The 20,777-nt window shown below is 70.0% G+C and carries 18 protein-coding genes and 1 tRNA gene; 14 read left to right on the forward strand and 5 right to left on the reverse strand.

Annotated features, from left to right (window positions below; translation table 11 throughout):
- The 3 genes from Dfulv_RS06625 to Dfulv_RS06635 are packed head-to-tail and all read left to right on the forward strand — an operon-like array spanning window position 1 to window position 2,870.
- Window positions 1-1,305, forward strand: coding sequence for a DUF3631 domain-containing protein (locus Dfulv_RS06625; protein WP_259861737.1), 1,305 nt, complete (start codon window positions 1-3; stop codon window positions 1,303-1,305).
- Window positions 1,302-1,505 carry a helix-turn-helix transcriptional regulator gene (locus tag Dfulv_RS06630; RefSeq protein ID WP_259861738.1) on the forward strand — a complete coding sequence of 68 codons (204 nt, stop codon included), beginning with the start codon at window positions 1,302-1,304 and terminating at the stop codon, window positions 1,503-1,505. The genes Dfulv_RS06625 and Dfulv_RS06630 overlap by 4 nt, the downstream gene beginning before the upstream one ends.
- Entirely contained in the window at window positions 1,506-2,870 is a 1,365-nt protein-coding gene (locus tag Dfulv_RS06635) for a tyrosine-type recombinase/integrase (RefSeq protein ID WP_259861739.1), read from the forward strand.
- Window positions 2,871-3,017: 147 nt separating this feature from the next.
- Here the strand turns inward: Dfulv_RS06635 and Dfulv_RS06640 are convergent.
- From Dfulv_RS06640 to Dfulv_RS06650, 3 genes are all read right to left on the reverse strand, one after another.
- Window positions 3,018-3,092 (reverse strand) — tRNA-Arg (locus tag Dfulv_RS06640).
- Window positions 3,093-3,985: 893 nt separating this feature from the next.
- Entirely contained in the window at window positions 3,986-4,609 is a 624-nt protein-coding gene (locus tag Dfulv_RS06645; protein WP_259861740.1) for a DUF305 domain-containing protein, read from the reverse strand.
- Window positions 4,610-4,622: 13 nt separating this feature from the next.
- Window positions 4,623-5,573, reverse strand: coding sequence for a DUF3105 domain-containing protein (locus tag Dfulv_RS06650; protein WP_259861741.1), 951 nt, complete (start codon window positions 5,571-5,573; stop codon window positions 4,623-4,625).
- 171 nt (window positions 5,574-5,744) lie between these two features.
- On the opposite strand from Dfulv_RS06650, the gene argS reads away from it, so the two are divergent.
- The 10 genes from argS to Dfulv_RS06700 all read left to right on the forward strand — a co-directional run bounded on the left by argS (window position 5,745) and on the right by Dfulv_RS06700 (window position 17,115).
- Window positions 5,745-7,403, forward strand: a complete 1,659-nt coding sequence (argS, locus tag Dfulv_RS06655) for an arginine--tRNA ligase (RefSeq protein ID WP_259861742.1) — start codon at window positions 5,745-5,747, stop codon at window positions 7,401-7,403.
- 5 nt (window positions 7,404-7,408) lie between these two features.
- A complete protein-coding gene (gene lysA, locus Dfulv_RS06660) occupies window positions 7,409-8,800 on the forward strand; it encodes a diaminopimelate decarboxylase (protein ID WP_259861743.1) in 1,392 nt (463 codons plus the stop codon).
- Between the two features lie 2 nt (window positions 8,801-8,802).
- A complete protein-coding gene (locus tag Dfulv_RS06665) occupies window positions 8,803-10,086 on the forward strand; it encodes a homoserine dehydrogenase (protein ID WP_406568001.1) in 1,284 nt (427 codons plus the stop codon).
- Window positions 10,087-10,090: 4 nt separating this feature from the next.
- Window positions 10,091-11,140 (forward strand): threonine synthase, encoded by a 1,050-nt coding sequence (thrC, locus tag Dfulv_RS06670; RefSeq protein WP_259861745.1) that lies wholly within the window; start codon window positions 10,091-10,093, stop codon window positions 11,138-11,140.
- Window positions 11,141-11,355: 215 nt separating this feature from the next.
- Window positions 11,356-12,573 carry an MFS transporter gene (locus Dfulv_RS06675; protein WP_259861746.1) on the forward strand — a complete coding sequence of 406 codons (1,218 nt, stop codon included), beginning with the start codon at window positions 11,356-11,358 and terminating at the stop codon, window positions 12,571-12,573.
- A 29-nt stretch (window positions 12,574-12,602) separates the two neighbouring features.
- Window positions 12,603-13,454, forward strand: a complete 852-nt coding sequence (locus Dfulv_RS06680) for an SPFH domain-containing protein (RefSeq protein ID WP_259861747.1) — start codon at window positions 12,603-12,605, stop codon at window positions 13,452-13,454.
- Window positions 13,455-13,457: 3 nt separating this feature from the next.
- Entirely contained in the window at window positions 13,458-13,676 is a 219-nt protein-coding gene (locus Dfulv_RS06685; protein ID WP_259861748.1) for a hypothetical protein, read from the forward strand.
- Window positions 13,677-13,706: 30 nt separating this feature from the next.
- The gene (gene thrB / locus Dfulv_RS06690; protein WP_259861749.1) at window positions 13,707-14,651 is read left to right on the forward strand and encodes a homoserine kinase; all 945 of its coding nucleotides are present in this window, start codon (window positions 13,707-13,709) and stop codon (window positions 14,649-14,651) included.
- A 288-nt stretch (window positions 14,652-14,939) separates the two neighbouring features.
- On the forward strand, window positions 14,940-16,940 hold the full coding sequence (gene rho, locus Dfulv_RS06695) for a transcription termination factor Rho (protein WP_259861750.1): 2,001 nt from the start codon (window positions 14,940-14,942) through the stop codon (window positions 16,938-16,940).
- 52 nt (window positions 16,941-16,992) lie between these two features.
- The gene (locus tag Dfulv_RS06700; RefSeq protein ID WP_259861752.1) at window positions 16,993-17,115 is read left to right on the forward strand and encodes a hypothetical protein; all 123 of its coding nucleotides are present in this window, start codon (window positions 16,993-16,995) and stop codon (window positions 17,113-17,115) included.
- Here Dfulv_RS06700 and Dfulv_RS06705 read toward each other — a convergent pair.
- Both Dfulv_RS06705 and Dfulv_RS06710 read right to left on the reverse strand, forming a co-directional pair.
- Complete coding sequence (locus Dfulv_RS06705) at window positions 17,112-18,014, reverse strand: phosphatase domain-containing protein (RefSeq protein ID WP_259861753.1); 903 nt, start codon at window positions 18,012-18,014, stop codon at window positions 17,112-17,114. The two genes, Dfulv_RS06700 and Dfulv_RS06705, sit on opposite strands and share 4 nt — an antisense overlap.
- On the reverse strand, window positions 18,007-20,376 hold the full coding sequence (locus tag Dfulv_RS06710) for a hypothetical protein (protein ID WP_259861755.1): 2,370 nt from the start codon (window positions 20,374-20,376) through the stop codon (window positions 18,007-18,009). The genes Dfulv_RS06705 and Dfulv_RS06710 overlap by 8 nt, the downstream gene beginning before the upstream one ends.
- Before the next feature lie 79 nt (window positions 20,377-20,455).
- Here Dfulv_RS06710 and rpmE point away from each other — a divergent pair, with 79 nt between their 5' ends.
- Window positions 20,456-20,683 (forward strand): 50S ribosomal protein L31, encoded by a 228-nt coding sequence (rpmE, locus tag Dfulv_RS06715; RefSeq protein ID WP_259861756.1) that lies wholly within the window; start codon window positions 20,456-20,458, stop codon window positions 20,681-20,683.
- Window positions 20,684-20,777: the final 94 nt, after the last annotated feature.

Below are 20,777 nucleotides of genomic sequence, written 5' to 3' on the forward strand. Positions count from 1 at the left end.
ATGAACATTGACACCGAAGGCCCCGACGGCGCTGCGATCCTCGACCGCCTCCACGCGACCATCACCCGATACGTCGTGCTGCCCTCACCCGAGGCCGTTGACGCTGTGGTCCTGTGGATCGCCGCGACCCACGTTCAGCAGGCATGGGCGCACGCGCCCCGGCTGGTGATCCGCGCGCCGGAGAAACGGTGCGGCAAGTCTCGGCTGCTCGATGTGGTCGAGGGCATGTGCTGCAACCCGCTCATCACCGTCAACGCGTCACCGGCCGCCGTCTACCGGGCCATCGGCACCGACGAGCCGCCGACGCTGCTGGTCGACGAGGCGGACACCATCTTCGGCGGCAAGAACGCCGAGGCCAACGAGGATCTCCGAGGGCTGCTCAACGCCGGCCATCAGCGCAACCGGCCCGCGATCCGCTGGGACAACAACCTCCATCGGCTGGAGAAGATCCCCACGTTCGCCATGGCCGCGCTCGCCGGGATCGGCGCCATGCCCGACACCATCGAGGACCGTGCCGTGGTCGTCCGGATGCGGCGCCGGATGGCGGGCGAGACGGTCGCGCCGTACCGGCACCGGCGGGACGGTCCGGTGCTGCGCAAGGTCGCGATCGAGCTGACGCAGTGGCTGCGCGCTCACCTCGCCGAGCTGGAGCGCGCCGAGCCTGCGATGCCCCTGGAGGACCGCGCCGCCGACACATGGGAGCCGCTCATCGCGGTCGCCGACCTCGCGGGCGGCGAGTGGCCGTCACGTGGCCGGGCCGCCGCGACCGTCCTCACCGCCGAGGCCGAGGACACCGGGCAGGTGTCCAATCGCGTCCGGCTGCTGACCGACATCCGCGCCGCGTTCACCACCCTCGGCGACCCGCCCTCCGCAACCACCGCCGACCTGCTCGCCGCCCTCAACGACGACGCGGAAGCGCCGTGGCAAGGGTTCGGCCCGGCCGGGCTGACCGGCAAGCGCCTCGGCGACATGCTGCGGGAGTTCGGCATCAGCTCCGGCACCATCCGGTTCCCTGTCGGGCAGGCCAAGGGGTACGTCCGCGACGCCTTCACCGACGCGTGGAAGCGGTACTGCCCGGCACCCAAGGAGGGGGCACCCGTACCAAACGTACCAACGTCGTTTTCCCAGGTCATCCCTGGTACGGATGCCGTCCCCGGTACGGATCGAACCGTACCGCAACGCGTCCGTGGTACGGATCAATGCGTACCGGCCAATCAATCCGTACCGGGCCTGAGCAGGCAAAACGAGCTTGGTACGGATGGTACGGATACCCCGGGGCTCAGGGTGGTCGGTGAGGCCCGATGACCATCCGTCGTGCGTCGTCCGGAAGGCACCTCACTATCCCGGAGGTCTGCGACGACCTCGGCATCTCCCGCTCGACTTTCTACGACTGGCGCGCCAAGCGGAAGGCGCCGCCGTGCTTCAAGTTGCCCAACGGCGATCTGCGGATTCGCCGCGCGGACTACGAATCCTGGCTTGTTCGGCTCGAAGAGAAGGCCGCGTAAATGGAAACGACGTACGACGTTCGAATCTGGAAGACAACTGTCTACGAGGGCAAGCGGGGAAGTACGTACTACGTTCGCTGGACCGTTGCTGGTCGGCAGTGGAAGGAGCCGTTCAAGGGATCGGCGCTCGCGGAAGGTTTCCGGTCCGATTTGGTCGCAGCGTCTCGAAAGGGCGAGGCATTCGACATCGAGTCGGGCTTGCCGGTTTCCATGCGGCGGGCGAGCCGTGAAATGTCGTGGTACCAATTTGCGTGCGCGTTCGTGGACATGAAATGGCCACGCGTCGCGGCAACCACCCGCCGCACGCACGCTGAAGCGCTGACGGCGGTGACCACGTCGATGTTCACCACCGAACGGGGAAAGCCGGACGACAAGCTCATCCGGCTCGCACTCAGCCGCTGGGGGTTCAACACCGTCCGCCGGAACGCCGAGAGTTGCCCGGCCGAGGTCAAGGCCGCATTGCGATGGATCGAGAACCACACCCGTCAGGTCTCCACCCTCGGCAAACCGGAGGTGCTCCGGCCCATGCTCGACGGCCTCACGGTGCGGCTCGACGGCAAACCGGCTGCGCCGAGCGTGGTCAGCCGGAGACGGAAGATCCTGAACACCTCGGTGGAGTACGCGGTCGAGCTCAAACTGTTGCCGGCAAACCCCATTCCGGCGCTGAAATGGACGCCTCCGAGGACGACGCATGCCGTCGATCGTCGATCGGTTGCCAACCCTGTGCAGGTGCGGAGCCTGTTGGACTCCGTTCGTGAGCAGAAGCGCAGCGGCCCGCGGTTCGTCGCATTCTTCGGGTGCCTGTACTTCGCCGCGATGCGACCCGAGGAAGCGGTCGCGCTCGCCAAGCACCACCTGGTCCTGCCCGCCGAGGGGTGGGGAGAGTTCAACCTCAACGTCGCCGAGCCGCACGCGGGCAAGGAGTGGACCGACAGCGGAGAGAACCGCGACCGGCGCCAGCTCAAGCAACGAGCGCGCGGCGAGGTCCGTACGGTGCCCTGCCCGCCGGAGCTGACCGCGCTCCTCAACTGGCACATCGGCGAGTTCGGGACGGCGCCGGACGGGAGGCTGTTCACGGGGGAGCGCAACGAGGGCGAGTTGCCCCGGGGCACCATCAACCGGATGTGGCGCAGGGCGCGCAAGGCCACCTTCACGCCCGAGGTCGTCGCTTCGCCCTTGGCGGCGTCGCCGTACGACCTGCGTCACGCGGCGGTGTCGACCTGGCTCAACGGCGGGATCCCGGCGACCCAGGTCGCAGAGTGGGCGGGTCACTCCGTCGAAGTCCTGCTGAAGATCTACGCCAAGTGCCTCGACGGGGGAGGGCAGGAGCTGCGCCGGCGGATGACGGCGGCGCTGGGCCACTGAGCCCCGGAAAACTTGGACGCGTATTGGACGTGACTGGCCGATCAAGGCCGTGAAAGCCCGGTGACAACCGGACATACGAGCGAAGCCCTTGACCGCGTTATCGCTGGTCAAGGGCTTCGTTTTTGCTGGTCACCGGCGCTTTGCGCTTGGTGCCCCCGGCAGGATTCGAACCTGCGCCCCCGCCTCCGGAGGGCGGTGCTCTATCCCCTGAGCTACGGGGGCCTTTCGGACCTCGCAAAGAGTAGCAGAACCCACCGCCCGGTCGCGCATCGGTTCCCGTGTGGCGGCTGTGGCACACGATTCGCAGCTCGGACCGGGACTGTCCCATGATCCAGGGAAAGATCCTGCTGCCATGGAGCCTGTTGCGCAATTCGGATCCCTCGCGCGTCAACCCCGACAGTCGCGCTGATCTTGGAGTTGTGGTCCTTGACAAATCCGGATAAATTCGGAGGTTCATGGCGCCACAACTCCAAGATCGGCGCGTAGTTGGGCCGCCAACGCTGTCCCAGCGAATTACGCAACAGGCTCCATGGCGACCAGAATCTTCCCTTGATCTGTGAGCCTGCCGCCGGAGTCGCGCCGAGGAGCACGGGACGTCGAACGGGAGGGTGCGCCGAAGGGAGGGCGCCGAGGATGGGCGCCGTCGGGCGAGGTGCCGAATGAGGGTGCGCCGAAGGGAGGGCGCGCCGAGTGGGAGGCGCGAAGGCGGGGCGTTGTCGAGTGGGACGCCCACGGTCGAGGCCCGAGGTGTCGACGAGTGGGAGAGGCGAGGCGGGAGGTGTCGGCGAGAGTGAGAAGCCGGGGGAGAAGGTGCCGGCGAGGAGGGTGGCGCCGCAAGGGTGCGTGCCGGCCGAGGCGTGCGCCGAAACGTCATCGGCCAACTCGCCAGCCACCCTTGCCGCGATCTTGCAGAGCCGCCCGCGCCGCCCGCCTCGCGCCGCCCGCCCCGTGCCGCCCGCCCCGTGCCGCCCGGGCCGCGCCGACCCGAGCTGAGTTGCTGTGCGGGATCTTGTGGCGACAGTCGGGCTTCAGGAAGTGGCTTGGCCGTGGAGTCTTGTGGTCGTCCAGGCGACCACAAGACTCCACGGCCAAGGAAAAAGTGGGCCCTGAGGGGGCTACGAGGACAAGGGTTGGGCGCCCAGGTCCTTCAGTTTTTCGGTCAGTGCCGATATGTCGTACTGCTGGGAGACCCGCATCTGCTCGGCGGCGGTGCGGACCTCCGCGGTCTGGGCCTTCTGGGCCGCTACTTCGGCCATGTGGATGCCGCCCAGGTGGTGGCGGAGCATCAGCTGGCACCAGAGGACGTCGAAGTCCTTGCCCGTCGCCGACTTCAGGCGTTTGAGCTCGTCGGTTGAGGCCATGCCCGGCATCCGGCCGTCCGGCTGGAGCGTGTTCTGCCCGTCCGGCATCCAGGACATCGGGCGGTTGTCGGAGTGCGGGAGCAGGTGCCACTGCGTGAGCCAGGTCTGCATCTGGCCGATCTGCCACTGCTGGCTCGCGGCGATGTCGTAGCCCAGCGTGCGGATGTCGTCCGTGCTGCCCAGCCGATAAGCGAACATCGCCATCTCGACGGCCTGCGCGTGGTGGGCGCTCATGTCCCGGGCGAAGCCGGCGTCGATCGAGTCGTTGCCCGGCTGGCGCAGGACGGGGATCAGGTATCCGACGGCGATGCCGGTCGCGAGCAGAAGGACGGCGGCGAGCGCGCCCAGGCTCAGGCGCGCTCGCCGCGACAGTCGCATGAACACGATCGGGTCAGTTGCCCTGCGCCGGCATTCCGCCGCCGGAGTCCTTGCCGAGGTCACGCGGTGTGGAGCCGGTTTCGGTGATGATGTCGCCGCTGGAGCACGGGGTGCCCGGCTCGAGGCTGGCGTTCTGCCGCAGCGCCTTGATGAACTCGTCGACCCGAGCGTCACCGGCGTTGTCGACCTTGAGCTGGAAGCCCCACGCCTGCAGCGAGATCGGCCGGTCCTGGTCCGGGAACGGGCTCATGAGCAGGTAGTCGTTGCCGCGGACCTTCTTGGCCAGCGTCTCGACCTGGTCGGCCGGCAGGTCGGGCCGGTACGTGATCCAGACGGCGCCGTGCTCCATGCTGTGCAGCGCGTGCTCGGTCGCGATCGCGGCCGGGTAGACGTCACCCAGGCAGCGCTGCCAGTTCTGGTTGTGGTTGCCGGCGACCGGCGGGCTCATCGAATACTTCTGCGGGCCCCACACGTGGTCGCGCTGGCCGACGAGCGCCTTGTCGGTCTTGCGGTAGTCCACGAGGCCCTCGATGCGGTCCGCGCGGTCCTGCCAGCTCAGCCCGTTTTCGTAGACCTGCCAGCCGGCGAACCCGATGATGCCCAGCGCCAGGACGCCCACCGTGGTGAACAGCGCGATAGGGCCCCAGGAGGTGCCCTGCTTGACCTTGACCGGGGCGATCTTCTTCCCGGCCGGGCGCGTCGAGCCGGCGGGGCGCTTCGCGCCGCCGGGCGCCGTCTTGCGGACCGGCGCCGACTTGCGCGGGTTGGCCTTGGGGCGCGCCGAGGTGGTCTTGGCGGCCGGCTTCTCCGACTCTTCCGACTCCTCCGACGTCTCCGTCTCGTCGGCCGCAGTGGCGTCGAGATCCTCGAGGTTCTCGTCGCCGCCCTGCTTGGGCTTGGCGCCGGAGACAGCCTTGGTGGACGGTTTGCGGTTGCCGCCACCGTGCTGGGTGCTCATGCTCATCGCGTCGCCTCGCTACGCTCAGCGGTCTGCTCGCTCATCGGGCCTCGTCTGGTCAACGGTCGGGGGGTCAGGGCGGAAAGCGAACGTCCCGGTGTAAATGCCGTCCCGCATTGTGACCAGCACAACGGGCCGCCGCCAAGTACCGGAGTCTACCCCCGATAACATTTGTCGGTGACTCCCGCTGAACTCGCCGTAGCAGTCCTCGAAGCCGCCCGCGCGGCTCTCACCGAGCGTGACCTCGACACGTCCGTTCTCCCGGCGACCACCAGCGTGGAGCGACCCCGAAACCCGGAGCATGGTGACTATGCGTCAAATATCGCCTTGCAACTGGGCAAGAAGGTAGGTCTCAACCCGCGCGAGCTGGCCGCCGCCGTCGCGAAAAACTTGCAGGAAACTCCCGGGATCGACAGTGTCGAGATCGCCGGGCCCGGCTTCCTGAACGTGCGGCTGTCCGCGGCCGCCGCCGGCGCGCTCGCGCGTCTCGTCGTGCAGGCCGGACCGGCCTACGGCCGCAGCGAGACGCTCGCCAAGGAGAAGATCAACCTCGAGTTCGTCTCGGCGAACCCGACCGGGCCGATCCACCTGGGCCACACCCGTTGGGCGGCGGTCGGTGACGCGCTCGGCCGCATTCTCACGGCCGCCGGCGCCGACGTGACCCGCGAGCACTACATCAACGACGCCGGCGTGCAGATGGCCCGCTTCGGCGAGTCGGTCATGGCCGCCGCGCACCATCAGCCGACGCCGCCGGACGGCTACCCGGGTGAGTACGTCCCGGAGATCGCCGCCCGGATCGTCGCGGAGAACCCGGACATCCTGCAGCTCCCCGAAACCGAACAAAAGGTGGCCTTCCAGACAGCGGGCTACCAAGCGATGCTCGCCGAGATGCAGCAGAGCCTGGAGCGGTTCGGCGTGCACTTCGACGTGTGGTTCTCCGAGAAGACCCTGCACGACGGCGGCGCCGTCGAGCACGCCCTCGACGAGCTGCGCAAGCAGGGGCACGTCTTCGATAGCGAGGGCGCCATCTGGCTGCGCACCACCGACTTCGGCGACGACAAGGACCGGGTGCTGATCCGGTCGAACGGCGAGAAGACCTATTTCGCCGCCGACGCCGCGTACTACATCAACAAGCGCGAGCGGGGCTTCGAGCGCTGCATCTACATGCTGGGCGCCGACCACCACGGGTACATCGGCCGGCTCAAGGCCATCGCCGCCTGCGCCGGCGACGACCCGAACCGCAACATCGAGGTGCTCATCGGCCAGCTGGTCAGCCTGCTGCGCGGCGGTGAGCCGGTCCGGCTCAGCAAGCGCGCCGGCACGCTGATCACCCTCGACGAGCTGATCGACGCGGTCGGGGTGGACGCGGCGCGGTATTCGCTGGCCCGCTCGTCGACGGACTCGCCGCTGACCCTCGACATCGAGGTCATCACCCGGCAGAAGAACGACAACCCGGTCTTCTATGTACAGTACGTCGGCGCCCGGACGGCGTCGGTCGCGCGGAACGCCGCCGACCTCGGCCACGAGCGCGGCGAGGACTTCGATGCCTCGCTGCTCGTGCACGAGAAGGAGCTCGACCTGCTCAAGGCCCTGGGCGACTTCCCGTCGGTCGTCGCGACCGCCGCCGAGCTGCGGGAACCGCACCGCGTGGCACGCTATCTGGAGGACCTTGCCGGCGCGTACCACCGGTTCTACGACAACTGCCGGGTGCTGCCCCAGGGCGACGAGCCGTTCACGGAGACCAACCGGGCGCGGCTGTGGCTCAACGACGCTACGCGCCAGGTCATCGTCAACGGCCTCGACCTGCTCGGGGTCTCGGCACCGGAACGGATGTAACAGCGATGCGAGCACATGAGGCCGGAGCGCTTCACGCGGACCTCGGCGGCAGTCACGGCCCGTCGTGGCTCCGCACGCCCGGGGACGTCAACGCGCTTGTCCCAACCCTGTGGCCAAAAACGGTCAAAAGGGATGATCGGACCGGCGCGCTCACCGTGGCGGGCGTCGACATCAACAAGATCGCCGAGGAGCACGGCACCCCTGCCTACATCTTCGACGAGGCGGACTTCCGCGAGCGGTGCAGGCGCTTCAAGGAGGCGTTCGGCGGCGCCGACGTCTACTACGCCGGCAAGGCGTTCATCGCCGCCGCGATCGTCAGGATCCTCGTCGAGGAGGGCCTGTTCCTCGATGTGTGCACCGGCGGCGAACTGGCGGTGGCCCTCAAGGGCGGCATGCCGCCGGAGCGGCTCGGCTTCCACGGCAACAACAAGTCGACCAGCGAGCTGTCCAGGGCCGTCGAAGCCGGGGTCGGCCGCATCATCGTCGACTCCTTCGACGAGATCGGCCGCCTGACCCGGATCGCCCGGGACACGGGGAAGACGCCGAAGGTCCTGATCCGTGTGACCGTCGGTGTCGAGGCGCACACCCACGAGTACATCGCCACCGCCCACGAGGACCAGAAGTTCGGCTTCTCGCTGGCCGGCGGCGCCGCGGAGCAGGCGGTCGAGCGCATTCTCGCCGAGGGTGTGCTCGAGCTGTGCGGCCTGCACTCGCACATCGGCTCCCAGATCTTCGACTCGTCCGGGTTCGAGGTCGCGGCCCGGCGGATCCTCGGCCTGCAGGCCAAGATCCACGAGAAGCACGGCGTCGAGTTGCCCGAGCTCGACCTCGGCGGCGGCTTCGGCATCGCGTACACGACCCAGGACAACCCGGCCGAGCCCGCCGACCTCGCCGGCGACCTGATGCGGATCGTCAAGCAGGAGTGTGCCGCGCTGCACCTGAGCGTGCCGCACCTGTCCGTCGAGCCGGGCCGCGCGATCGTCGGGCCGGCCATGTTCACGCTGTACCAGGTCGGCACGGTCAAGGACGTCGACGGCATCCGCACGTACGTCTCGGTCGACGGTGGGATGAGCGACAACATCCGCACGGCCCTCTACGACGCCGCCTACTCGGCGACGGTCGCCGGCCGCACCTCCACCGAACCGCCGATTCTCGCCCGCGTGGTGGGAAAGCATTGCGAGGCGGGGGACATTGTCGTGAAGGATGAATTCCTGCCGGCAGACGTCCGCGCCGGAGATCTTCTCGCGGTTCCGGGCACCGGCGCCTATTGCCGCAGCATGGCGAGCAATTACAACCACGTGCCACGCCCACCGGTGGTGGCGGTGGCCGACGGGGCGTCGCGGGTGATCGTCCGCCGGGAGACCGAGGACGACCTACTCAGACTGGACGTGGGATGACGATGCCGCAATCGGTCAAGGTGGCTCTGCTGGGCTGCGGGACTGTGGGTTCAGAGGTCGTGAGACTGCTGCATGAGCAGGAGGACGACCTCACGGCCCGCATCGGGGCGCCGCTCGAGCTCGTCGGGATCGCGGTCCGGCGACCGGGCCGGACCCGTGATCTGCCGGTGCCGGAGAGCCTCTTCACCACCGACGCCCTCGGCCTGGTCAAGCGCGACGACGTCGACGTGGTCGTCGAGGTCGTCGGTGGCATCGAGCCGGCGCGCACCTGGCTGCTCGAGGCGCTGCACGGCGGCAAGAGCGTGGTCACCGCCAACAAGGCGCTGCTCGGCGAGGACGGCGCCACGCTGCACAAGGCCGCCGCCGACGCCGGGGCCGATCTCTACTACGAGGCGTCCGTGGCCGGCGCGATTCCGCTGCTGCGCCCGCTGCGCGACTCGCTGCACGGGGACCGCATCACCCGGGTGACCGGCATTGTCAACGGCACCACGAACTTCATCCTGTCGTCGATGGACGCGACCGGGGCCGGGTTCGCCGAGGCGCTCGAGGAGGCGACGGCCCTCGGCTATGCGGAGGCCGACCCGACCGCCGACGTCGAGGGCTTCGACGCCGCGGCGAAGGCGGCGATCCTCGCCTCGATGGCGTTCCACACGCGGGTCACCGCCGCGGACGTGTACCGCGAGGGCATCACCGAGGTCACCGCCGCCGACGTGGCCAGCGCCAAGGCCATGGGCTGCACGATCAAGCTGCTGTGCATCGCCACCAAGCAGGACGGCGCCGTCTCCGTGCGCGTCCACCCGGCGATGATCCCGCGGACCCACCCGCTGGCCGGCGTCGGTGACGCCTTCAACGCGGTCTTCGTCGAGGCGGAGGCCGCCGGCCAGCTCATGTTCTACGGTCGGGGCGCCGGTGGCGCGCCGACCGCCAGTGCGGTGCTCGGCGACATCGTGGCCGTGTCCCGCAACCGGCTCGCCGGCACCCACGCGGCGTCCGAGTCGGCCTACGCGGACCTCCCGGTCGCACCGATCGGGGATGTGCTCACGAGGTACCACATCTCCCTCGACGTCGCGGACAAGGCCGGTGTGCTCGCGGCCGTCGCCGGGGTGTTCGCCAAGCACGGGGTCAGCATCGCGACCGTCAACCAATCGGGTCGCGGCAACCAGGCCGTCCTGGTCATCGTCACGCACGCCGCGCCGGACCGCGCCCTCGCCGCGACCGTCGCCGAGCTGCGGGCACTGGACATCGTTCGCGCCGTGGCGAGCGTTCTGCGGGTCGAAGGAGAGTAGCGCCATGTGGCGTGGATTGATCGAAGAGTTCCGGGACCGGTTACCCGTCGGTCCGCAGACGCCGGTGGTGACGCTGCACGAGGGCAACACGCCCCTGCTGCCGGCGCCGGAGCTCTCCGCGCGCACGGGTTGTGACGTGTACCTGAAGGTCGAGGGGTCCAACCCGACCGGATCGTTCAAGGACCGCGGGATGACGGTCGCCGTCTCCAAGGCGGTCGAGGATGGGTCGAAGGCGATCATCTGCGCCTCGACGGGCAACACGTCCGCGTCGGCCGCCGCCTACGCCGCGCGGGCCGGCATCACGTGCGCGGTGCTCGTACCGACCGGGAAGATCGCGCTCGGCAAGCTGGCACAGGCGCTGGTGCACGGGGCCCGGCTGCTGCAGGTGGCCGGCAACTTCGACGACTGCCTCGCGCTCGCCTCCAAGCTGTCGCTCGACTTCCCGGTGTCGCTGGTCAACTCGGTCAACCCGGACCGGCTCGAGGGCCAGAAGACCGCGGCGTTCGAGATCGTGGCCGGCCTCGGCGACGCGCCGCACATCCACTGCCTGCCGGTCGGCAACGCCGGCAACATCACGGCCTACTGGATGGGCTACAAGGAGGACAAAGCGGCTGGCAACGCGACGCGCACCCCGCGCATGTTCGGCTTCCAGGCGTCCGGCGCGGCGCCGATCGTCAACGGCGCCGTCGTCCGTGAGCCGAGCACCATCGCCACCGCGATCCGCATCGGCAACCCGGCCTCCTGGACGCGGGCCGTCGACGCCCGCGACGAGTCCGGCGGCCTCATCGACGCGGTGACCGACCGGGACATCCTCCAGGCGTACCGGTTGCTGGCCCGCTCTGTCGGCGTGTTCGTCGAGCTCGGCAGCGCCGCCAGCGTGGCGGGCCTGCTCCAGGCGAGTGCCCAGGGCCGGATCGAGCCGGGCCAGACCGTCGTCTGCACGGTCACCGGCCACGGCCTGAAGGACCCGGACTGGGCCATCTCGACCGCCCCGGCCCCGACGACGGTGCCGGCGGACGTGCTCGCCGCGGCGAAGGCGCTGGATCTGGCGTAGTGCTTTTTCAGGGGGCTCGAGTCCGTGCAACTGACGACCGTCGCTCCCGCCAGACAACGGCCGTGCGGTGCCCGGCATCCGCCGGGCACCGCACGCGCCTGCCATCGCCGTCGTCCCAAGAGCCCGCGGCCTGACGGCCGCGCCGTGACGCCCGAGCGGCGCCGGCGAGGTAAGGCAAAGATCGGCGTGGTCGGATGTCGCCTAAGGTGACGTACGTGCCGCCAACGCTTTCGGTCCTTACCCGCAACAAGGACTTCCGCAACCTGTTCACCGCCGACCTGATCGGGCTGGGTGCCGACTGGTTCGTGCTGATCCCGCTGATCAGCCTCCTGCCCCACCTCACCGGGTCGGGGCTCTGGGGCGGGCTGGTGCTGGCGGCCGACACCGGGGTCATCGCGCTGCTGCTGCCCTACACCGGCACGGTCGCCGACCGGATCGACCGGCGGAAGATCATGCTGGCGGCCGACCTGGCGATGGCGGTGTGCACGCTGGCGCTGCTGCTGGTGCGCAGCGCCGACACGGCCTGGATCGCCCTCCTCGCGGTCTCGGTCATCGCGGTGGCCAAGGCGTTTTTCGTGCCGGCGGCCGCCGCGGGCCTGCCGAACGTCGTCGACGAGGCCGACCTGGCGGCCGCCAACGCGCTCAGCGGCTCGGCGTGGGGCACCATGCTGGTCGTCGGTGCCTCGCTGGGCGGGATCGCGTCGTCGCTCGTCGGGCCGTACCCCTGCTTTCTCATCGCGAGCGCACTGCTCCTGCTGGCGACGGTGCAGACCTGGCGGATCCGCCGTCCGCTGCAGGCCGTGACGCCGGCGGTGCGCACCCACCCGTTCGCCGCCGTGGGTGAGGCACTGCGGTACATCCGCCACCACCCCCGTGTCGCCTCGCTCGTCACCGTCAAGTGCGCGGTCGGCCTCGGCAACGGCGTCCTGACCGCGTTTCCGCTGCTGGCCGCGGGGCTCGGCGCCGGGCCGCTGGGCACCGGTCTGCTCTTCGCGGCCCGCGGGCTGGGCGCCCTGATCGGCCCGCTGATCCTGCGCCGGGTGCTCACGCACCGCTCCTGGCTGCTGCCGGGTCTCGCCGTGTCGATGGCGATCTACGGCGTCTCGTACATCGGCGTGAGCCTCCTGACCTGGTTCCCGCTCGTGCTGCTCGGGGTCGTCGTCGCCCACCTCGCCGCCGGCGGCAACTGGATGATGTCCAACTACGTGCTCCAGGCCGAGGTCCCCGACGCGCTGCGCGGCCGGATCTTCGCCACCGACGTCATGCTGGCGACCCTCTCGGTGTCGGTGTCGCAGCTGGCCGTCGGCGCGTTCGTCGACCGGGTCGACCCGCGCCCGCTCATCGCCGCCTGCGGTGCGGTCACGCTGCTCTATGCCGTCGGCTGGGCGCTCGTCACGAGACGTGGAACGGCTGGCACGCCTGAGCTATCGTAGTGATATCACTTCGATAGCCAGGAGGCGTGATGGAGAGACCGGCGTTCCGCATCCCAGGGTTCGTCATGCTCGGCCTGCTGATCGTCGCCACGGCCGCCGTCGTGGCGGTCGTCGCCACGCAGCCCGAGGACACCGCCGGCTGGCTGGTCGCGGTCTTCGTGGTCGTCGCCAGTCCGGTGCTGGCCGGCTTCACCGTGATCAACCCCAACGAGGCCCGCGTCGTGCAGTTCTTCGGGCGATACGTCGGGACCGTCGAGACCGCCGGTTTCCACTGGACCGTCCCGTTCAGCGCCAAGCGGCGTATCTCCCGCCGGGTCCGCAACTTCGAGACCGCCCGGCTCAAGGTCTCCGACGCCGACGGCAACCCGGTCGAGATCGCCGCGGTCGTCGTCTGGCGGGTCGTCGACACGTTCAAGGCGTCCTTCGGCGTCGACGACCACATCTCCTACGTCGCCGTCCAGGCCGAGGCGGCCGTGCGGCACCTGGCCACGAGTTATCCGTACGAGTCGCACGGCGACGGCCGGGCCAGCCTGCGCGAGGGCAACATCGTCAGCGAGGAGCTCACCACCGAGCTCGGGGAGCGGGTCGCGCTCGCCGGCGTCGAGGTGCTCGAGTCGCGGATCACCCACCTGGCGTACGCACCGGAGATCGCCCAGGCGATGCTGGCCCGCCAGCAGGCCAGCGCGATCGTCGGCGCGCGGTACAAGATCGTTGAAGGGGCGGTCGGCATGGTTCAGAGCGCGCTGGAGAGTCTGAGCGCAATGGAGGTCGTCGAGCTCGACGAGGAGCGCAAGGCGCAGATGGTGGCCAACCTGCTGGTGGTGTTGTGCGGTGACCGCAACGTGCAGCCCGTCGTCAACACCGGCTCGCTCTACGGCTGACCCGTGGCCGAGCGCAAGAAGCTGCTGTTGCGGCTCGATCCGCAGGTCTACGACGCGGTTGCCAAGTGGGCCGCCGACGACCTGCGCAGCGTCAACGCGCAGATCGAGTTCGCGTTGCGGCTCGCGTTGCGCCAGGCCGGACGGCCGCCGCGACTCGGCGCCGCAGGGGACTCCGGCACCCCGACGGATTCCGGCGACGCCGCGGAGGCTCCCGAGGACTGAGCGGCGCCGTCCTCATGGTGAGATGGAGGAATGGCCCTGCTGTCCCACCCGGTCGTCGCGCGCGTGCCCGCAACGAGCGCCAATCTCGGCCCCGGCTTCGACGCGCTGGGACTCGCCCTGACCCTGTATGACGACGTCGAGGCGCGGGTGACGGCCGGCGACGTCACGGTCGAGGTCCGTGGCGAGGGCGAGGGTGACCTGCCCGGTGACGAACGCCATCTGGTGGTGCGCGCGATGCGCCAGGCGTTCGAGGTGCTCGGCGAGCAGCCCGCCGGCCTCGCATTGCGGTGCCGCAACCGCATTCCCCAGGCCCGCGGGCTCGGCTCGTCCTCGGCGGCGATCGTCGCGGGGATCGTCCTGGCCCGCGGACTGGTCGAGGGCGGCGTCGAGCGCCTCGACGACGCCGCCGCCCTGGTGCTGGCCAACGACATCGAGGGCCACCCGGACAATGTGGCGCCGTGCCTGCTGGGCGGGTTCACCATCGCGTGGACCGACGGCTCCGGCGCTGCCGCGGTGCGGCGCGAGCCCGCACCCGGCATCCGCCCGATCCTGTTCGTTCCGGAGGAGCGCGGGCTGACCGAGGTCGCCCGCGCCGCGCTGCCGCCGGCCGTGCCGCACGCCGACGCCGCGTTCAACGCGGGCCGCGCCGCGCTGCTGGTCCACGCCCTCTCCGGCGATCCCGACCGGCTGTTCGCGGCGACGGAGGACCGGCTGCACCAGCGGTACCGTGCGGAAGGCATGCGCGGCACGGCGGACCTCGTGTCGGCGTTGCGTGACCAGGGTGTGGCCGCCGTCGTCTCGGGCGCGGGGCCGAGCGTGCTCGCGCTCGCCGGCGCCGACTGGACGCCGTCGCCCGTGCCGGGTTGGCGTGTTCTGCCGCTGGATGTCGATATGGCGGGTGCGCGTCTCGGCGCTGAGCTGGGATGGGGTACGCTTGAACACGCCGAGTGGGACGACCCTGTTGCCGCTGGCTAGCGGAGTTGATTACTCTCTAGTCTTACAGCAGCCGCTCAGTGCGGCGATCTCATGCGGGGCGGCGTGCTCCGAATTCCGTGGCACCCCTTGCGCACGCCCGGCCGCCAACCCGCGTCTCTTGTGGTCGCGCGCACGGCTGGGCCAGGCCGCAGATGGTGGCGTCCAGCCCAACGGCATAGCAGCGCTGCAACACCTCCCGCACCGCTCGCGAGGCGGGAGCACCCGCGGGCCGCCCGGCCACCGTATCTCAGATCCGGGCAGCTCCGGCCTAACGAGGGAAGGAATCCATTGAGCGACACCACCGACGTCACGTCGGATGTCTCGAACGACCGCACCGCGGTCGAGGCCGACGGCGCCGAAGCGGGCGCGACGCGTCGGCGGCGCTCGGGCACGGGGTTGTCCGGCATGCTGCTCCCCGAGCTGCAGAGCCTGGCCGCCTCGATGGGCATTTCCGGCACCGCCCGCATGCGAAAGGGCGAGCTGGTAGCGGCCATTCAGGAGCGCCAGTCGGGTGAGGCGCGACCGGCCACCGCCGCGCGTGCCCGCTCCTCCCGCACCGCCCGCACCGCGACCCCCGAGGCGGAATGGCCGTCCGCCACCGAGGTCACCGAGGCACCAGCCCGCGCCCCTCGGCGGGCCACCCGGGCCGCCGGCCCGCCCGAGCCGCGTGCGGCTCGTGAGGACGCCACCGCGACCGCCCCGGCCGCCGAGCCGACCGAGAAGGCCGAAAAAGCCGAGAAGGCCGAGAAGGCCGCCGAGCGTGCCGAGCGCAACGGCCGTGCCGAGGCGCCGGAGCGCGCCGAGCGTCCCAGCCGGGCCGAGCGCACCGCCGACCGCACGGAGCGGGCTGAGCGCACGGAGCGGGCCGACCGCACCGAGCGGGCCGACCGCACGGAGCGGGCTGAGCGCACGGAGCGGGCCGACCGCACCGAGCGGGCTGAGCGCAACGAGCGTGGGGACCGCGCCGAGCGCGCCGAGCGCGGTGGCGCCGACCGCAACCAGCGTGGCTCTTTCACCCAGCACGACGAGGACTCCGACGACGACGGGTCCGGCCGCCGCAGCCGCCGCAGCCGGTTCCGGGACCGTCGCCGGGGCCGCGACCGTGACGGCGCCGAGACCGGTGCCCGCGGTGGCAACGAGCCGCAGGTCAGTGAGGACGACGTCCTCGTGCCGGTGGCCGGCATCCTCGACGTGCTCGACAACTACGCCTTTGTCCGCACCACCGGCTACCTGTCCGGGTCCAACGACGTCTACGTCGCGATGTCCCAGGTCAAGCGGTATGGGCTGCGCCGGGGTGACGCGATCACGGGTGCGGTCCGCCAGCCGCGCGACGGCGAGCAGCGGCGCGACAAGTACAACCCGCTGGTCCGGCTCGACACGGTCAACGGCATGGACCCGGAGGAGGCCAAGCGCCGCCCCGAGTTCTACAAGCTGACCCCGCTCTACCCGCAGGACCGCCTGCGGCTGGAGACCGAGCCGCACATCCTCACCACGCGCGTCATCGACCTGGTGATGCCGATCGGCAAGGGCCAGCGCGCGCTCATCGTGTCGCCGCCGAAGGCCGGCAAGACCATGGTGCTCCAGGCGATCGCCAACGCGATCACCCGCAACAACCCCGAGTGCCACCTGATGGTCGTCCTGGTCGACGAGCGGCCGGAAGAGGTCACCGACATGCAGCGGTCGGTGAAGGGTGAGGTCATCGCCTCGACCTTCGACCGCCCGCCGACGGACCACGCCACGGTCGCCGAGCTGTCGATCGAGCGGGCCAAGCGCCTGGTGGAGCTGGGCCACGACGTGGTCGTCCTGCTCGACTCGATCACCCGGCTCGGCCGTGCGTACAACAACGCGTCGCCGGCGTCGGGCCGCATCCTCTCGGGTGGTATCGACTCGACCGCGCTCTACCCGCCGAAGCGCTTCCTCGGCGCCGCCCGCAACATCGAGAACGGCGGCTCGCTGACCATCATCGCGACGGCCCTGGTGGAGACGGGCTCGACCGGTGACACGGTCATCTTCGAGGAGTTCAAGGGCACGGGCAACGCCGAGCTGAAGCTCGACCGGAAGATCGCCGACCGGCGCATCTTCCCGGCGATCGACATCGACCCGTCCGGCACCCGCAAGGAAGAGATCCTGCTGGCGCCCGACGAGCTCGCGATCGTCATCAAGCTCCGCAAGGTGCTGCACGCGCTCGACTCGCAGGAGGCGCTCAACCTGCTGCTCGACCGCCTCAAGAAGACCCGCACCAACGTCGAGTTCCTCATGCAGATCGCCCAGACGACGCCTGGCGAGTAAGTTTCCGCACCACGACCCCGACCGCCCCTGCGTGACACGCAGGGGCGGTCGGGTGTTCGACGGACATGCGGCGTGTTCGCGGCCTCCGTGGGCGAGGATCTTCACCGAGGACGGGCCGTACTGGCTGGCGACCGCCGACCACCTCGACGCACACGCCGACCGGTGGACCGGCTAGAAGTCGCCCTCCGCGACCTGGAACACCGTCAGCCCCAGCGAGCGCCACATGCGCACCACCTGCTGGCGGTCGTCGAAGACGCCGACCACGTGGAAGCGGCTGCGGATCTCCTTCTCGAAGATCTCCGCCTTCACCACGCTGTCCCGGCGCTGGTCGCCGAACTGCCGCATGAACAATCCCGAGTACGGGACGCCGACGTGCTCCTCCAGCCACACCGCCGTCTCCTCGCGGCAGTCGTCGCTGCGCCCCGAGCAGAACACGATCTCGTGGCCGGCCGCGTGCATGGCCCGGACGGCGGCGATCACCGGCGCGTTCGGCAGGTCCGTCGACACCCGGCTCATGTCGTACGGGCTGCGCCCGTTGAACAACGCCACGGTGCCGTCGATGTCGACCAGGACGGCCCGCGGCGCGTCCGGCGGCGGCACATACATCTCGCCGTTCGTCGCGTCGAGCACCGGCAACGGCAGCGGCAGGGTGCGGCCCGCGAGGTACCGCTGATGCATCGAGCGGATGGCGTCCTCGCCGACGCGGTCCCCGCCGCTGCGCAGGGCGTCACGGCGGATGCACTCCTCCAGCGGCACGTCGGTGAAGTCGCGCACCGCGAAACTCGCCCCGCACTTCGCGGCCAGCTCGGCGAACTCGCGCACGACCCGGCTGCGCAGGTTGGTGTCGTCGCAGACCACGTGGGCGCCGACGCGCAGCAGGGCCTCGACCGCGGCGTGGTGCGCGGCCGTGACCTGCCGCTCGGCCCGGTTGCGGTGCTCGTCTTCGGCGACCCGGCCGCCGTGCAGCATGCGGCGCAGGTCGTCCCGGTTGACCCGGACGAGGTGGGCCTGCTCCTTGGCCCACGTGGTCTTGCCGGAGCCGGGGAGTCCCCGGGTGATGGTGAGGCTAGGCAACGACTTCCTCCGTGACGGCGACCGACGGGCGCACCTGCTGCCAGAGGTACCTGCTGTAGTCCTTGTCGTCCAGTCGCAGGAACAGGCAGCCTCGCATGGGGTGCCGCGCGACGGCGGCCGCGAAGTCCCGCCGCGCCCAGCCGTCCGGCAGCCCCGACACCACCTCGGCGAAGGCCGCCTCGACCCCGGCCGCGAGATCGTCGACCTCCGCCCGCAGGGACGCGGCGATGCCGGTCGCCCAGGCGTGGAACTCGTCCGGCAGCGGCTCGAGCAGTTCGTCGAGCTCGCCGTTGACGACGGCCTCCCACACCACGCGGGGCGAGAGCCCGGTGACGATGCGGTGCAGGCGCACATATTCGGCGTACTTGATCTTCAGTCGCGTGTCGGGGCCGGTGAAGTGGACGACGAGCCCTTCCCGGTTGGCGCGGGGCGGCGCGGCGAGCGCCTCGGCGAACGTCGAATACGCGAACGACTCGACGACCGGGCCGGGCCAGTCCGGCACGGCCGACGGCCCGTGGCTGCGCCCGGTCGGGATGTCGACGGCACCCAGCAGCACGAGATCGTCGAGCCCCGCGTAGTCCAGCACGATCCGGTTGGCCGGGTAGATGATCTCGAACAGCACCGTGCGGCCCGGCGGCGGCGTGAAGCGGTGCGCGTACCGTGTGCGCCACAGCTGCGTCGCGTGCCGCGCCTGCTCGGAGTCGAACGACCCCCGTGTAGCGATCGCCCAACCGTCCGGCGTCGGGTAGGTCACGCCGAGTGAGTTGTGGACCAGGACGCCGCGCGCGAGGTAGTTGTGCGTCGTCGTGGTGATGTCATACCCGGTGCGCCCGCTCGGAAAGTTTCGCTTTGTCGGCGCCACCGACGTCACGGCGCGAACGAGCACTTCGCGAGCGCTTACGATCTCCCGGCCCGCGGACATCTCGATGTAGGGAACGTCGCGATACTCCGTCGGCAGCTTGTACCGCAGCGATGGGTGGACGTGCGGCGCGACCGCCGCCCACATCACGTGGAGCTGCTGTCGCCGCCCGGAGCTGACGATGAGCCGCAGACCCCGGCCGCCGTCGTCGCTGATGTGATAGCTGACGCCGTACAGTTCGGTCAGGCGGTCCCCGAGCCGGACGATGTCCTCCCTGGGAAAGCTGTTTGCGGCGAAAGCGAGCCGATCGGCCTGTGCCGTGACGTCCTGGCGGTATCCGTCGTCCATCAGCCACTTCGCCACCGCGAAATCGTCCAGCCAGGAGAGGTCGGCGGGCACCCGCTTGGTGCCGTCGTCGGAATACCACTGACGGCGGAGATCGCCGAGCGTGGTGTATTCGCGGCTGCCGGCCCAGATCATGGTGCTTCCATGGCCGGACCGGGTGTTCGTGCGATCGGACGCGCAGTCGCCGAGCGCCTTTCTGAGCGCCTCGACGTAGTCGGCCTGCCTCTCCGAGTGACCTTCCTGATACTTGGCCTGGTCCGGCTTGGTGCTGGAAACCACGAGGCATCCATCGCCGAGGAGGGACGCACGCACGAGGCGTATCACCTCGTCGGAAGGCGTCCACGCCTGTGTGACGACGGTGTCGCCGGGCTTGATCTCCCCGGCGGGCAGGTAGGCGCCGTTCACGTAGATGTGGTGGTTCGTGGTGACACGCAGCCGGTTGGGAAGTCCGGCGGCTCCGGTGGAACACGACACCCGCGCGTCCACCTCGATGTCCAGCCAGTTGTCCTTCCGGCCGTTGTCGTGCCAGTCCGTCACCACGGCGGGCACCAGCGTTCCGTTTTCGTCCATGCCGACCAACGTCACGGACAGCCGGTTGCGCACGACCTTGTCGATGGTGACCGTCCCGCCACCCCACAGATTGAGGGCGGTACCGCGAGGGAAACAGCCGTCGGCCTTGTCGGTGACGCTGACCGGACCGTCGAGATCAAGCTCCGGCGCGCCGGGCTGGTTGTGGTTGAAGAACTTCGCGAACGGCCGCGCCAGCACCTCGCCGGTCGTCGCCGACACGACCAGGCCGCGGCAGGCCAGGGTCGCCGCGTTCCACACGTTCTCGTACTGTGCCTTCTCCGTGTAGTTGTGGATCAGCAGCGGCAGCGAGGGGTGGTGCTGGGTGCGGACGTACCCGCCGCTCACCATGTCGGCGAGCAGCGCGGGATCGCAGAATTCATCGATGTGGAGGCTCATGGCGTGAGCCAGGGTAGGTGAGTTCGGTAACCCGACGCGACAGGCTTTCGGCCGAGGGCACGGTGGCGGGTGGGCCGTCAGTGGGGTGTCGTTCGTCACCGTGGCGGGGCTCGTGACAGATTCGGAACCGCGGGAATGCGGGACCCCCCGCCGGCGTTCCCTACACCGGTTGAGGTGCCGTGACCCGGTCATGGCAGACTTGACCGACGGCCAGGTACCGGTTCACGCCAGCATGGCGACCCGGCGACCGATTAGCGAAAGGACCGCGGCCATGAAGCCGGACATTCACCCGGAGTACGTGACCACCGAGGTCACCTGCTCCTGCGGCAACTCGTTCACCACCCGCAGCACCGCCAAGGGCGGCACGATCCACGTGGAGACGTGCTCCGTCTGCCACCCGTTCTACACGGGCAAGCAGCGCGTCCTCGACACCGCTGGCCGGGTCGCGAAGTTCCAGCAGAAGTACGCGAAGGTCCAGGCCAAGAAGGCCGCCAAGTAGCGACGCTTCCGGCGCCCGCTCCGCCCGTGTGTACGGGACCGGAGCGGGCGCCGACTTCGTTTCACCCGATTTGTTCGTAGGGACCAGAGGGGAC

Source organism: Dactylosporangium fulvum (genome assembly GCF_025137375.1).
Classification (GTDB): Bacteria; Actinomycetota; Actinomycetes; order Mycobacteriales; family Micromonosporaceae; genus Dactylosporangium; species Dactylosporangium fulvum.

Coding starts and splice junctions, on each gene's coding strand:
- Dfulv_RS06625 (WP_259861737.1), top strand. CDS start 1: ATGAACATTGACACCGAAGGCCCCGACGGCGCTGCGATCCTCGACCGC.
- Dfulv_RS06665 (WP_406568001.1), top strand. CDS start 8,803: ATGCCGCAATCGGTCAAGGTGGCTCTGCTGGGCTGCGGGACTGTGGGT.
- Dfulv_RS06650 (WP_259861741.1), bottom strand. CDS start 5,573: ATGAGCATGAGCACCCAGCACGGTGGCGGCAACCGCAAACCGTCCACC.
- Dfulv_RS06645 (WP_259861740.1), bottom strand. CDS start 4,609: ATGCGACTGTCGCGGCGAGCGCGCCTGAGCCTGGGCGCGCTCGCCGCC.
- Dfulv_RS06635 (WP_259861739.1), top strand. CDS start 1,506: ATGGAAACGACGTACGACGTTCGAATCTGGAAGACAACTGTCTACGAG.
- Dfulv_RS06680 (WP_259861747.1), top strand. CDS start 12,603: ATGGAGAGACCGGCGTTCCGCATCCCAGGGTTCGTCATGCTCGGCCTG.
- thrB (WP_259861749.1), top strand. CDS start 13,707: ATGGCCCTGCTGTCCCACCCGGTCGTCGCGCGCGTGCCCGCAACGAGC.
- thrC (WP_259861745.1), top strand. CDS start 10,091: ATGTGGCGTGGATTGATCGAAGAGTTCCGGGACCGGTTACCCGTCGGT.
- Dfulv_RS06630 (WP_259861738.1), top strand. CDS start 1,302: ATGACCATCCGTCGTGCGTCGTCCGGAAGGCACCTCACTATCCCGGAG.
- rpmE (WP_259861756.1), top strand. CDS start 20,456: ATGAAGCCGGACATTCACCCGGAGTACGTGACCACCGAGGTCACCTGC.
- Dfulv_RS06710 (WP_259861755.1), bottom strand. CDS start 20,376: ATGACCGGGTCACGGCACCTCAACCGGTGTAGGGAACGCCGGCGGGGG.
- lysA (WP_259861743.1), top strand. CDS start 7,409: ATGCGAGCACATGAGGCCGGAGCGCTTCACGCGGACCTCGGCGGCAGT.